Here is a 12724-nt window from a genome sequence, read left to right as displayed (position 1 = left end):
ATCGGTTCGGCGACTCCACAATAGAGACGATGGCTACCGGCAAAGCACCTATTGTGCTGATCCACGGCTTGTGGATGCCGCCGCACAGCTGGCGCGGCTGGATCGAGCGTTACCGCGCCGCCGGTCACACGGTTCACGCACCCGCATGGCCAGGGGTCTCTGAGCTCGACGATGAACTCGACCACACCAAGGCGCCCGCCGAGATCGGGGTCGGTCAAGTGGTGGATCATTACGCCGCGTTCATCCAGACGCTGCCCGAGCCGCCGATCCTGATGGGCCACTCGTTCGGCGGGTTGATCACGCAGATGCTGCTCGGCCGGGGCCTTGGCCGGTCCGCCGTGGCGATTCATCCCGCCGCGCCGCGCGGCGTCTACCGGCTGCCGCGGTCGGTGTTGAGGTCGACGTTTCCGGTCTTCCGTAATCCGGCCAACCGACATCGTGCCGTGCCGCTCACGCCCGCCGAGTTCCACTACGCGTTTGCCAACACTGTGCCGCGGGCCGAGTCCGACGCCTGGCACGCCGAGTTGGCCATCCCCGCACCGGGCAAGCCGCTGTTCCAGGCCGCGCTGGCGAACTTCAGCCGTAGGTCCAAGGCGGCGACGGTGGTCGACTTCACCAAACCCGACCGGGCGCCGCTGCTCCTGATCGCGGGCGGCCGCGATCACATCGTGCCCGCGTCGGTGGTGTACGAGAATTTCAACCGTTACCGGCGATCGCCCGCCGCGACGGATTTCAAGCTGTTCGACGACCGGCCGCATCTGACCGCCGCGCTGGATGGCTGGACCGACGTGGCCGACTACGCGTTGACGTGGACGACGGGGCACAGCGGATAGTCTGAGCGCATGGCTCGCCTGCGCCCCGGTTGGCTGGTGGTGCTATGCGCGGCCGTGCTTGCGATCAGCGCCTGGCTGCCGTGGCTGACCAGTCGGGCCGACGGCGGGGGACGCGCCAATGCGATCGGCGGGATCGTGGGCACCATGCCGGTGCCGCCGCCGGGGTTCGGGGTCGGCCAGCTGATCGTGCTGCTGGCGTCGACGTTGATCGTTGCGGGCGCGATGGCCGCCCGCGGACTGTTCGACCGCCTGGCATCGAGTTCGGCCCTTGCCATTTCGGTGCTGCTGGTGGTGCTCACGATGTGGTACTACCGGCTGTATGTGTACTCGCCGGTGTCGGCGGGCTACGGACTTTTCCTCGGTGCGGCAGCTGCGGTGTGTGCGGTGGTGCTGTCGGTGTGGGCGATGTTCGCCGCCTGGTCCAGGGTGCGCCGATGAGCGGGTTCGTCGAACCCGTGTCGTTGACCGGTCAGCGATGGGTGAAGCTGGAACCGCTTAGCCGCGAACATGTTCCGGAGATCGCCGAGGCTGCCGCCGACGGTGAGTTGGGCAAGCTTTGGTTCACCCACGCGCCGAAGGCGGGCATCGCCGAGCAGTGGGTCGACACACGGTTGGCGGTGCAGAAACCCGATCAAGGTCTGACGTTCGTGGTGCGCAGTCTCGACGGAACGCTCGTCGGGTCGTCGAGCTACCTGAACGTGGACGCGTCCAACCGCCGGCTCGAGATCGGCAATACGTGGTACGTGTCGTCGGCGCGACGCAGCGGGGTCAATTCCGAGACGAAGCTGCTGATGCTCGGGCACGCTTTCGACGAGTTGGGCTGTGTCGCAGTCGAATTCCGCACGCACTTCTTCAACTCGACCAGCCGCTCCGCGATCGAACGGCTCGGCGCCAAGCTGGACGGGATACTGCGCAGCCACCAGGTGCTGCCCGACGGCTCACGCCGCGACACGGTGGTGTACTCGATCCTCGACATTGAATGGCCGGCTGTGCGCAACAATCTGCGCTACCGATTGGAGCGCAATGACTAGCCGAGACTGCGGCCAGATCGCAGTTTCGAGATGATTGGCGATCTGGCCGCAGTTTCGAGGCGGCGCTTGGCTATTCGGATTCGACTCCGGTCGGCTCGATCGAACGTTGTCCGCCGCCGTGGGCGACGTCGATCTTGCGCGGCTTGGCACGTTCGGCCAGCGGGATGGTCACGGTCAGCACACCGTTCTCATACGTCGCGGAGATAGCCGACGCGTCGATGCCCTCGCCAAGCGAGAGTTGCCTGCGGTAGGAGCCGAAGAATCTCTCGCTGGCCAGCCACTGGACGGCGTCTTCGGATCGGGCCGTGCGATGTGCCGCGATTGTCAGGGTGCCGTTGTCGACGTTGACGTCCACCGAGCCCGGGTCGACGCCGGGTAGGTCGGCTGTCAGCACGTAGTGGTCGTCGATCTTGCAGAGATCCATCGGCATGAACCGAGGAGCGCGATTTGATCCGGTCTGGCCGGTAAGCAAGCCCCGGGTCAGAGCATCGAAGTCACTGAACGGATCAAAGCGAAGCACAGCAATCCACCTCCTATGTCGCCTCAAGGCCCGCCACCCTGGCGGGCAGCCAATCACTGTGCAACCCGAAGATTAGCACTCTCACCCCGAGAGTGCCAGTTCTTTTTCGTCCGGTTGAGACGCGCTCAGACCGCGCTGACCTGCGCTCCGGTCAGCGGCTCGGTGCACTGATCGCAGACCAGAACGGCGCCGAACCGCCTGCCGCAGGCCGCGTGAGTCAGCTCCACGGCCGGACCCTCGGCCGCCGGAAACCACCGTTGTGCCCACTGCAGCGCCACCACGAGCACTGCGAACAACGCGCGGCCCTTCTCGGTGAGCCGGTATCGGTTCTCTGCGCACACCAGTACGCCATTGGCCGTGAAGATCGACAGTCGATCGGAGATCGATCCAGGCGGGGCGCCGAGCTGGCTTTGAAAATCGGTGAAGCGACTGACACCGACGAACGCCGCGACCAACAGCGCGAAGCCCCAGCGGTTGCCGAGCACGCTCATGGTCTGAGGGAACAGGCCCGCCGCCCCGTCGCGCTGGTCGGCTTCCGATCGTCGCCGCGTCGACGTGACGGGAATCGACCGCGCCCACGAGCCGCTCGGTCCCCATTGCGCGACAACGTCTTTCTCGCTCGCGCGCTCACCGCACGCGCGGCAGATGAGCAGCGGCGCGAAGTCGGCGTCGCAGGCCCGGTGCCGCATATCAGGCAACCCTTCGGCATGGCCCGGCACCCACCGGCGCTCCCATTCCCAGATCGACAACAGCACCGGCCACAGCGACCGACTGCGCGGGGTCACCAGGTACTCCGATCGGGTCGGGTTCGTCTGGTAAACGCGGCGCTCCAGCAGGCCGTCGCGGGTCAGCGCCTGCAGGCGGCGAGTCAGCACCGAATTCGAGATGGGCAGCCGCGCCTTGAATTCCGCGAACCGGGTCGCGCCGAGCAGCGCCTGCTGAACGACCAGCAGGCTCCACTCGTCGCCGAGCAACCCGAGCATGCGGGCGACGGCGTTGGGTTGCGGCCGCGCCACTACAGCCCGATCGCGGCCGCCGCGGTGTCCGTCTCCCGCCAGCGCCGCAGCTCGGAACCCGCTGCCCAGGTGGAGTGCGTTCCACTCGAAATGCGTTCCGGCAGAGCCAGTTTGCACACCGGTCCGTCACCGACTCTGGCGGCGTCGAACACCAGGCAGTACGAGGCGTCGGCGGTCATGTCGGTGGTCAGCGTGACCAGGTATCCGTCGTCCTCAGCCGTGCTGCCGACGCGCGGCGCCATGGCAGTCTCGCTGCCGTAGACGCCGTCTTCGAATGCATACCGCTGCTCACTGCCGGTTTGCAGGTCGTGCTTGACCAGCCCGTCGAACAAGAACCACGACGGCTTACCGGTCGCGGCATACGTGTAGCGATAGGGCGCTCCGGCATAGCTGGAGTTGATCATGCCGAACTCGGTGATGCTGTCCGAAAGCTGTTCTTCGACAACGTGACCCGTGACCATATTGAAGCGCCAGCGGTGCAGCCGGGCCTGCATGCGATCGAGTGCGAGGAAGCGGAATGCGCGCTCCCATTTGTTGCCCATGCCGTTATCCGCCGGTTCGGGGTCGCCCTGGAAGAACCCGTCGAGCACTACCTCGTCGCCGTCCTCGTAGGCGTTGGTGAAGTGCAGCACGAAGGTCGGCTCCGCCTCGAACCACTGGATGTTGTTGCCGCGGCGGGGGATGATCGCGAATCGCGACGGCATATCGCGATGGAACCGCGCCACGTGCGCGTTGCGCTCGAGCAGTTCGGGATCCCAGAACAACGGAAAGTCGTTGAGGATCACGTAGTTCTCGGTGAACGCCATGTCGTGGGGGAGTCGCGGCCCCGGCAGCGGCACGTCGATGTAGTGCACGAGGTCGTTGTTGTCGTCGACGACTCCGTAGTGCATGTACGGTGCCTGCTTGCTGTAGTTGAAGAACAGCAGTTCACCGGATTTGTCGTCGACCTTGGGGTGCGCCGAGACGCCCCAGTCGAATGGGAACGACCCATTCCACTGTGCCTTGCCGAGGGTGACACCCGAATACGGGTCGAGGCGGTACAGATCACCGCATTGGTAAAAGCTCGTCAGCGCGGTCCCGCGATGCACGATCACGTCGGTGCTCGACGCGTCCTTCATCAGGCCGCGTGCGCCCCACCCGTCGTCGCGCTTGGCCAGCGAGACCGGTTCGGCAAGGCCCGGCCACAGCGGCCCACCCGCTTCGTTCTCGGCGAGAAAGCCGTCGGTCTGGACAAACCTGTTGCGGTAGAACGCTTTTCCATCCCGAAAGCCGACAACGTGCAGCATGCCGTCGCCGTCGAACGGGTGATAGGCCTTCAGCGCCGGGTGCAAGGGGTTCTCGGTGTTGCGCAGATACACCCCGTCGAGATCGGCGGGAACTTCGCCCTCGACCGGCCTCAGGTCGTCGGCATCCCACTCGGTGGTCTGTGGACGCCACGGCCCGGTTCGGTAGGGATGGTCGTCGTCCTCGGGCAGGGTCGACAGACACTTGCCGACGATCTCTGGGGTCATGTCAGGCTCCCGTCACGATAAAGCTCACGGTGGTGGCCGTGCTGCCACCGAAGTTGAGCGTTCCGAACGTCTTTGCGCCCTCGACCTGGTAGCCGCCTGCCGTCCCGCTGACCTGCTTGGCGGCGTCGAGCAGCATGCGCACACCGGACGCGCCGACAGGATGGCCGCCGCCGATCAGCCCGCCGCTGGGATTGATCGGCAACCGTCCGCCCAATTCGATCTCGTTGTTCTCGATCGCCTTCCACGATTCACCGGGCCCGGTCAGCCCGATGTGGTCGATGGCGAGGTACTCGCTTGGTGTGAAGCAGTCGTGCACTTCGAAGCCGTCGACGTCGTCGAGCGTGACGCGGGCGCGGTCGAACGCGTCGAGCACGGCACCGCGGACGTGGGGGAGTACGTAAGGTTGTCCGGCGGCACGGTCGAGTTTCTGCTGCAGACCGAGCCCGACGGTGCGGTGGCCCCAGCCGTCGATGCGCCCGATCGGCCGAGCCTGCGGATGGTCACGCAGGTATTCGTCGGTCACCAGCACCACTCCCGCGCCGCCGTCGGTCATCTGGCTGCAGTCGAAGCGGCGCAGACGTCCTTCGATCACAGGGTTGGCGTCGTCGGCGGCCAGTGGTTCCGGCACGGTCCAATCCCGCGTCTGCGCATTGGGATTCGCGCGGGCGTTGGCGAAGTTCAGTTGTGCGATCGCTCGCAGGTGTGCGTCGTCAAGGCCATAGCGGCGGTCGTATTCGTCGGCCACTGAGGCGAACATGAACGGCCACATGAACTTTGCCTCGGTGCCTTCGTGGTCGGTCCACGCCGCGGCGCCGAGGTGTTGTGCCGCGGTGTCGCCCGGGACGGTCTTCTCGAGTTCGACACCGACGACGAGCGCAGTGCGGTACGCGCCGGAGCGCAGATCGGCGATCGCCGCGAGCGTTGCCACACTTCCCGATGCGCATGCGGCTTCGTGGCGGGTTGCCGGGGTGTCCCACAATCCGTCGTTGACGCTTGCCGGCATCGCGCCAAGATGGCCCTGCCTTGCGAACAACTCGCCGAATGCGTTGGCCACATGTACGACTTCGATGTCCGCCACGTCGACCTTGGCCGCACGCAAAGTGTTGTCGACGATTTCGGCCGTCAGGCCTGCGAAGTCGATGCGTTCGCGGCTGAGGTTGCGCGCGAAGTCGCTCTGGTGACCGCCGAGGATCCAGACGTTGGCAGTGCTCATGGCCAGACGGTACTACAACTAAGAGAGTCACTCGGCCACGTTCGGCAGACGTAGAGGCGGCCCCGCCGGCTCCGGTCTGAACCGACGAGACCTCAGCGAACAGGATGGTCGACCATCTCGTTCGCCTGTACTGGGACATTGCCCACTGCGCCCAATGACAAACGTCCGCGTATAGCCTGGGTCCACAACGGGAAGCCCTTAACGATGACGAAGCCGCGAAATTACGACCTTGCACAGCGCATGGCCGAGCTCGCGCGCGCTTCGGCAGCGCCGCGAAGCGTCGATGACGTGCTGGCTGACGTCACCGCGGCAACGAGGGAACTGATTCCCGGGACCGACGCCGCAGGCATCCTGTTGGTTGGCAGAGGCGGCAAGTTTGAATCCCTCGCAGGCACCTCTGAGCTGCCGCATCAGCTCGATGAGTTGCAGATGACGTTCAACGAGGGACCGTGCGTGGAAGCGGCGCTCGACGAGGTGATCGTGCGAACGGACGACTTTCGCACGGATGAGCGCTGGCCGAAGTACTCACCGGCAGTCGTCGAGATCGGCATCCTGAGCGGCCTGTCCATCAAGTTGTATACCGCCGAGCGCACCGCGGGCGCGTTGAACATGTTCGCGTTCAAGCCCCACGCATTCGATGGCGAGGACGAGACCACCGGCGTGGTGCTCGCCGCGCACGCGGCGGCGGCGATCCTGGCCAGTCGTCACGGCGAGCAGCTCGAGTCGGCGCTGTCGACCAGGGATCGCATCGGTCAGGCAAAGGGCATCATCATGGAGCGTTTCGGCGTCGACGATGTGCAGGCCTTCGAGATGCTGCGCAAGCTCTCCCAGGACGGCAACACCCGGCTGGTCGATGTCGCGCAACGGGTCATTGACACCCGCGGCAGTTGATTATTGATCCTGCAGCACGACGCTGCCGTACCAGTGGCAGAGCAGCAACGCGATCTCGACGTCGAGTCGACCGTCGGTGATTGGTCGGCCACGCCGCTCGATTGCGCGTTGTACCCGGTACTTGATGGAGTTGGTGTGTAAGTGCAATTCCTCAGCCGTGGCCTTGAAGCTTCCTCCGGTGCGAAGGAAGATGCCCAGCGTTTCGCGCAGTCGCTCGTCGTTTTCCGTGGCGGACGCGAGCGCTCCGAGCACCTCGCTCACCCATACCCGCGCCGCGCCGAGGTTGCCGTTGAACAGCGCTGCCGCCGAAAGGCCGGGATCACTTGCAGCAGTGAAGCGTTGAGCATTCGGGCCTGCGGCCATCGCGACGGCATGCGCTTCTTCCGCTAGCTGATGTGAACGCCGGAATCCCTCGACGCCCGGCAACGGATTACCGGCTGCGATCCGCGGGGCGTCGCTTCGTGTGTCGGCGAACGCGCGCATGCACGCGACTGCTGCCGGCCCAGTCTGCGCGGCGAGCGGAATCCAACCCCATCCCGTCATGCGGTCCACCGAGATGAACAACGAAGTTTCGCCGGCGCCGGCAGACTCGGCGAGTTGAGCGACGAAGCGCTCCATCGACGTCGGGTCTTCGCAGAATTCGTCTTCGCCGTGCCAGACAACGACCGCCAGATGAGTCCGCCGCAACGGGTAGCGAATCGCCGTTGTCACCTTGTCGATGTCGAGGTCGGCTCCGTCGAGGAGTTCGCGTACCCGCAGCGCGCGCAGGCTGTTTTGGTTCTCCATCCACCGGTTGCGCTCGCACTGGTAGGTGATCACCACCTGTTGCGTGATCCAGTCGATATAGCCGAACGTCACTTCCGAGATCTGGCTGAACACGGCGAGGCTGAGCGGCGGCTCCAGTCCTGAGGCTCCTATTTCCTCGAGCACCGCGTCGAGTACCGCCTTGTGTCCGAGGCGGTACGCGCGCACCAATGCGTTGACCGTCGTTCCGCGCTGCGCGAGTCGCCGTGCGTGTTCGACGGCGGCGGTGGGCAACTCGACCTTGTCGATCGGGATGGCGTGCCGGATTGCGGAGAACACCGTCGCGACGTTTCCGTCGATGCTGTCCCGAAGCAGCTGTACCAGCTGCGCATCACTGCGCAGTTCGGCAATCTCGGTGACCACGATCTGCTGGATCGAGCTCGTCAGCTCCGCGATTCGATGATCCAGGCGGTCGACGATGGCCGCGGCAGACTCCGCGACGACCACCGGCTCGGCATGGCCCGCTTCCGCCATCACCAGACCATAAACCCGCTGCTACCCGCGCCGAGCGGTTCGCTGCCACTCTTTGGCTCCGCAAGCCAGTAAACCGGCGAAACTTCGGCGTCCGCGGACGTCGCGGCACCCCGACCGGTTCCGTGATTCTGATGGCGACCGCGGCGCGACAACGCGCCGACGCACCCAAGTTCCGCTGCGAAAAGAAAGCGAGTCCCCGATGAGCAGCTACCTCAGCGCCATTGCAGTCATGTTGCTGGTTCTGTGCCCACTCTTCATTCCGGTGACCGTCACGGTGGCTGCTCTGGTGTCCACAGGCGTCCGTCGTCTTCGGCGAGCCGTCGGACTCCGGCGTCACGCCGCCCGCACCGCCTGATCACCACCACGCCAAGCCGAGAGGTCACGTCATGCCCACACAATTCACCACGCTGCAGCGCGAAACCCTGACCGCGATCGTCGACACCTATGTCGCCTCGGTCGCACGGGAGGACGACCCGGATGGGTTCTACGCCGCCAAGGGCAGCGACGTCGGGGCCGATGTGGCAACGGAGCAGTACCTGCTCACCCGCCTACCCGAGGTCCAGCTGGCCGGCATGCTGGCGCTGATCGACGGCTTGGCCCTTTTCGAGTTCAAGGATCAGCCCCAGGCCGCGCGGGAGGAAATCCTTGCCAACGTCGCGGCCATCTCACCCGAGGCGGCGGGGGCGGTCGCCGCGCTGAATCAGCTCTCGGTGTTGTTCGCATACAGCCTTCCGGGCCCGGATGGCCACAATCGGTTGTGGGCAGGCATGGGGTATCCGGGCCCGGCCCAAAATCCGCCGCCGAACTCCCGCAAGACGCTGGAGGTCATCGCCGTCTCCGGTGAGACGACGCTCGAAGCGGATGTGGTCGTGGTCGGCTCCGGCAGCGGCGGCGGAGTGGCCGCCGCAGTGCTCGCCGAGGCGGGCAAGCGCGTCATCATCCTCGAAGCGGGTACCTACCACACCGAATCCGATTTCGTGCAGTCCGAAGTTGCGGCTTATCAAAATCTGTTCCTGCGCGGCGGATTCTTCCCGTCCGCCGACGGCATGGTGAGCATCGCCGCGGGCAGCACGGTAGGCGGCGGCAGCACGGTCAACTGGTCGAACTCGTTGCTCACGCCCAGCACCGTGCGCTCCCATTGGGCCGAGGCCGGGTTGACCGACGTCGACACCCCCGCGTTCGACGAACACCTCCAAGCGGTGTTTGAGCGCATCCAGTGCAACGACAAGGTCGCCACGCAGAACGGCCCGCATGCGCGGCTGTCGGATGGTGCATCGAAGCTCGGGTACGCCTACCGGGTCGCCACACTGAACATCGATCCGGAGCGCTACGACCCGAACTTGATCGGCTACAGCGGGATGGGCGATCAGACCGGCGCCAAGCAGGGCACGATGCGGACCTATCTTCAGGACGCATCCGACGCTGGAGCGAAATTGCTGCCCAACGTCTGGGTCGACCGCATCCTCACCGAGGATGGCGTGGCCGTCGGAGTCGAGGCGACATACACCGACCCGCAGACCCAACAGACGTCTCGTGTCGTCATCAACGCCCCGGCGGTGGTGGCCGCCGCGGGCAGCCTCGAAACGCCCGGGCTGCTGCTTCGGTCGGGGATCGGTGGGCCCGCGGTCGGCGCCGAGCTGCGACTGCATCCCGCCAGCCTGGTCAGCGGGGTGTACGACGAGCCGCAAGACCCGTGGTACGGCCCTGCGATGGCCGGCATCATGAACGAATTCGCGGAAGCCGACGAGGGGTTCGGTTATCTCATCGAATGTGTCCAGCACCTGCCGGGGCTGTTCACCACCGTGGTTCCGTGGCTCGACGGGGCCCAGCACAAAGAGCTCACCCGCAAATACCGGTATCGCGCCGACTGGGTCTTCATCGTCAAGGACCGTGGCGCGGGCAGCGTCACACTCGACGAGAACGGTCAGTCCACGTTCTGGTATCCGTTCTCCGACGAGCTCGACCGTCGTCACTTCCGCGAAGCCGCCGTCACGTCGATCCGCATGCACGAAGCCGCGGGCGCGCAGCAGATCTTCGTTGCAGGCCAACCCTTCGCGCCCTGGAATCGCGGAGAGGACCTGGAGGCCTTCATCGCGAAGGTCAACGATATCCCGATCGGACCCGGCGGCATCCCTGTGTTCAGTGCGCATCAGATGTGCAGTGCGAAGCTCGGCAGCGACCCGCAGACCTCCGTCGCGAAACCGAGTGGCGAGCTGCACGACGCGACAGGTGTGTGGATCGCCGATGCGAGCGGAATGCCCAGCTGTTCGGGAGTGAACCCGATGGTGTCCACGATGGCGCTCGCGCGTCGCACGGCGATGAACATGCTCGGCGAAAATTAGCGCAAGCCTGTTGATTGACGGGCACGTCAACGGGTATGCCCCTCGCATCAGAAGATGCGAGGTGGCGTGGTGCGCGTCGGAATGTGTGTCGTGGTCGGTGCGGCGGTCGTCGCGGCGGCCGCCTGCGGGCCGAAGTCCGCGACGCAGCCCTTGCAGCCGATGCCAACTGTAGAGGCGACGACCGTGGCAGCCGCGATTCGCGCTCCGGTCGCGTTACCACCCAACGACGACGGTGACCCGCCGTGCCCCGCAGCAGATGCCTGGGGAACGGATCCCTTCGGCGCAGGCATCGTCGTCACGCATTGGACCGATGACACGGCACCCGTCACGGTCCTGGTGCGCACGAGAACGGGAATCGATCAGGCCCAACGCGCCGTGCTCGGCCCCGGCGAGTTGCGGTTGTTCGAGTTTCCCGGCATCGACAAGTCCGCCGTCTCCGAAGTGCTGATCATGACGAACACCCGTCGCTGCTACGTCACTGCAGATCCAGCCGCATTGGGCTAAGTGGCGTCGGCACCCACCACGCGCTGCAGGTCGGGTTTCATGGCCTGCAATTGGGCACCCCAGTACGGCCAGTCGTGCGTGCCGTTGTCGGGGAAGTTGAAGGTCGCGTTGTTGCCGCCCGCGGCCTGGTAGTCGTTCATGAAGTCGACGTTGCTCTGGTGCAACATGTTTTCGAGGAACTCCGCGGGCACGTTGGCGCCGCCGAGGTCGGACGGCGTTCCGTTTCCGGCGTAGATCCAAATACGGGTGTGGTTTGCGACGAGCTTGCCGACCTGAACCGTGGGATCGTTGCGTGCCCACGCGGGATCGCTGGATGGGCCCCACATGGCGCCGGCGTTGAAGCCTCCGGCGTCGTTCATCGCGAAACCGACCAGCGTCGGCCAGATTCCGTTGGAGAGGTTGAGGAAACCGGACAGCGAAGCGGCATAGGCGAAGTTCTGCGGGTGGTAGGCGGCAAGGATCAACGCCGCGGATCCAGACATCGAAAGCCCAACTGCGGCATTGCCATTGGGGCTGATGCCTTTGTTGGCCGAAAGCCAGGCGGGCAGTTCCTGTGTCAGGAACGTCTCCCACTTGTATGTCGACGTTCCGCCGTTGCCGACGGCAGGCTGATACCAGTCTGAATAGAAGCTGGACTCCCCGCCCACCGGCATCACGACCGACAGCCCGGATTGGTCGAACCACTCGAACGCGGAGGTGTTGATGTCCCAGCCGTTGTAGTCGTCTTGTGCGCGTAGGCCGTCAAGCAAGTACACGGCGTGCTTGCCGCCGCCCTGGAATTGCACCTTGATATCGCGTCCCATGGACGGCGACGGCACCATCAGGTATTCGACTGGAAGGCCGGGGCGAGAAAACGCAGAGGCGATGCCGACGCTGCCGGTCACACTGACTGCGGCCCAGATCATGGACGCCGCCAGCGCGGCGATCGTCAGCCGTTTTCCAAAGATCTTCACACCAACGCCGAACGCCTTGGAGTCAGCGGCTTATTCGAAATGCGGGAAGTTCTGCGAAAACCCGAAGTTGCCGGTCAGCGGGCTCACAGCCGATACCGAGCTCGGGCCCTCTCGCGTCCGAGGCGATGAGAAGCGTAGCGTCGAGGACAGGTTTCGCGAGGTGGTCGGCCATCCCGCGCCGACTCAGGTCTCGCCGGTTAATGGAACAGCCGGCGAGATCGCTCTCTCCGGTGCCGGCGTGAACGATTCGGGCCGCCACAAAAAGATGGCCTGAAGTGCCACAAAGTGCCCCCGGCAGGATTCGAACCTGCGACACCGGCTTTAGGAGAGCCGTGCTCTATCCCCTGAGCTACGAGGGCGTGACCCGCTCGGAGCTTACCGGTAGGGATTCGAGGAGCGTGCCCCACTCGTATCGGGCGGCGGCGGTGGCGTCGTCGTCCGGCGGCGCGCCCAGAACCAGTGCGACGAGCGCCGAGGCGATGCGCAACGTCGGGATCCGATGACGCTTCGAAGCCTGCACGATCTCGGCGAACGCGGCGTCGATCGTGCAGCGCCTCAGCGCCATCAGCACGCCCTCCGCGCGGTCCAGCATCCTGGCATCGTCCATGACGGGATTGCGATTCCCGGCACGA

Annotated in this window: 14 protein-coding genes and 1 tRNA gene; 7 read left to right on the top strand and 8 right to left on the bottom strand. The window is 65.4% G+C overall.

Annotated features, from left to right (window positions below):
• The first annotated feature begins 29 nt into the window (after positions 1-29).
• The 3 genes from J3E61_RS03815 to J3E61_RS03805 are packed head-to-tail and all read left to right on the top strand — an operon-like array spanning position 30 to position 1864.
• On the top strand, positions 30-833 hold the full coding sequence (locus J3E61_RS03815) for an alpha/beta fold hydrolase (RefSeq protein ID WP_192723982.1): 804 nt from the start codon (positions 30-32) through the stop codon (positions 831-833).
• 9 nt (positions 834-842) lie between these two features.
• Entirely contained in the window at positions 843-1271 is a 429-nt protein-coding gene (locus tag J3E61_RS03810) for a hypothetical protein (protein WP_192723981.1), read from the top strand.
• Entirely contained in the window at positions 1268-1864 is a 597-nt protein-coding gene (locus J3E61_RS03805) for a GNAT family N-acetyltransferase (RefSeq protein WP_192723980.1), read from the top strand. The genes J3E61_RS03810 and J3E61_RS03805 overlap by 4 nt, the downstream gene beginning before the upstream one ends.
• A 70-nt stretch (positions 1865-1934) precedes the next feature.
• Here J3E61_RS03805 and J3E61_RS03800 read toward each other — a convergent pair whose 3' ends face one another.
• From J3E61_RS03800 to J3E61_RS03785, 4 genes are all read right to left on the bottom strand, one after another.
• Positions 1935-2384 (bottom strand): Hsp20 family protein, encoded by a 450-nt coding sequence (locus J3E61_RS03800; protein WP_192723979.1) that lies wholly within the window; start codon positions 2382-2384, stop codon positions 1935-1937.
• A 125-nt stretch (positions 2385-2509) separates the two neighbouring features.
• Positions 2510-3367, bottom strand: a complete 858-nt coding sequence (locus J3E61_RS03795) for a helix-turn-helix transcriptional regulator (protein WP_210085418.1) — start codon at positions 3365-3367, stop codon at positions 2510-2512.
• A 32-nt stretch (positions 3368-3399) separates the two neighbouring features.
• A complete protein-coding gene (locus J3E61_RS03790; RefSeq protein ID WP_210082668.1) occupies positions 3400-4911 on the bottom strand; it encodes a carotenoid oxygenase family protein in 1512 nt (503 codons plus the stop codon).
• Between the two features lies 1 nt (position 4912).
• Positions 4913-6124 (bottom strand): acetyl-CoA acetyltransferase, encoded by a 1212-nt coding sequence (locus J3E61_RS03785; RefSeq protein WP_210082667.1) that lies wholly within the window; start codon positions 6122-6124, stop codon positions 4913-4915.
• A gap of 204 nt (positions 6125-6328) precedes the next feature.
• Here J3E61_RS03785 and J3E61_RS03780 point away from each other — a divergent pair, with 204 nt between their 5' ends.
• Entirely contained in the window at positions 6329-7015 is a 687-nt protein-coding gene (locus J3E61_RS03780; protein ID WP_210082666.1) for a GAF and ANTAR domain-containing protein, read from the top strand.
• Here J3E61_RS03780 and J3E61_RS03775 read toward each other — a convergent pair whose 3' ends face one another.
• Complete coding sequence (locus tag J3E61_RS03775; RefSeq protein ID WP_210082665.1) at positions 7016-8293, bottom strand: helix-turn-helix domain-containing protein; 1278 nt, start codon at positions 8291-8293, stop codon at positions 7016-7018.
• Positions 8294-8679: 386 nt separating this feature from the next.
• On the opposite strand from J3E61_RS03775, the gene J3E61_RS03770 reads away from it, so the two are divergent.
• Positions 8680-10635, top strand: coding sequence for a GMC family oxidoreductase (locus tag J3E61_RS03770; protein WP_210082664.1), 1956 nt, complete (start codon positions 8680-8682; stop codon positions 10633-10635).
• Positions 10636-10704: 69 nt separating this feature from the next.
• Positions 10705-11139: a hypothetical protein gene (locus J3E61_RS03765; RefSeq protein ID WP_210082663.1), complete on the top strand. Its 435-nt coding sequence runs from the start codon at positions 10705-10707 to the stop codon at positions 11137-11139.
• On the opposite strand, the gene J3E61_RS03760 is transcribed toward J3E61_RS03765, so the two are convergent.
• On the bottom strand, positions 11136-12092 hold the full coding sequence (locus tag J3E61_RS03760; RefSeq protein WP_210082662.1) for an esterase family protein: 957 nt from the start codon (positions 12090-12092) through the stop codon (positions 11136-11138). The two genes, J3E61_RS03765 and J3E61_RS03760, sit on opposite strands and share 4 nt — an antisense overlap.
• Between J3E61_RS03760 and J3E61_RS03755 the strand changes: the two genes are divergently transcribed.
• Entirely contained in the window at positions 12004-12366 is a 363-nt protein-coding gene (locus J3E61_RS03755; protein WP_210085690.1) for a hypothetical protein, read from the top strand. The two genes, J3E61_RS03760 and J3E61_RS03755, sit on opposite strands and share 89 nt — an antisense overlap.
• 12 nt (positions 12367-12378) lie before the next feature.
• On the opposite strand, the gene J3E61_RS03750 is transcribed toward J3E61_RS03755, so the two are convergent.
• A tRNA-Arg gene (locus J3E61_RS03750) sits at positions 12379-12451 on the bottom strand.
• Complete coding sequence (locus tag J3E61_RS03745; RefSeq protein ID WP_210082661.1) at positions 12442-12699, bottom strand: ANTAR domain-containing protein; 258 nt, start codon at positions 12697-12699, stop codon at positions 12442-12444. Before J3E61_RS03745 ends, J3E61_RS03750 begins: the two co-directional genes overlap by 10 nt.
• Between the last annotated feature and the right edge of the window lie 25 nt (positions 12700-12724).

The organism is Mycobacterium sp. OAE908, assembly GCF_017872775.1.
Lineage (GTDB): Bacteria > Actinomycetota > Actinomycetes > Mycobacteriales > Mycobacteriaceae > Mycobacterium.
This window is presented reverse-complemented; position numbering and strand designations above follow the sequence as displayed.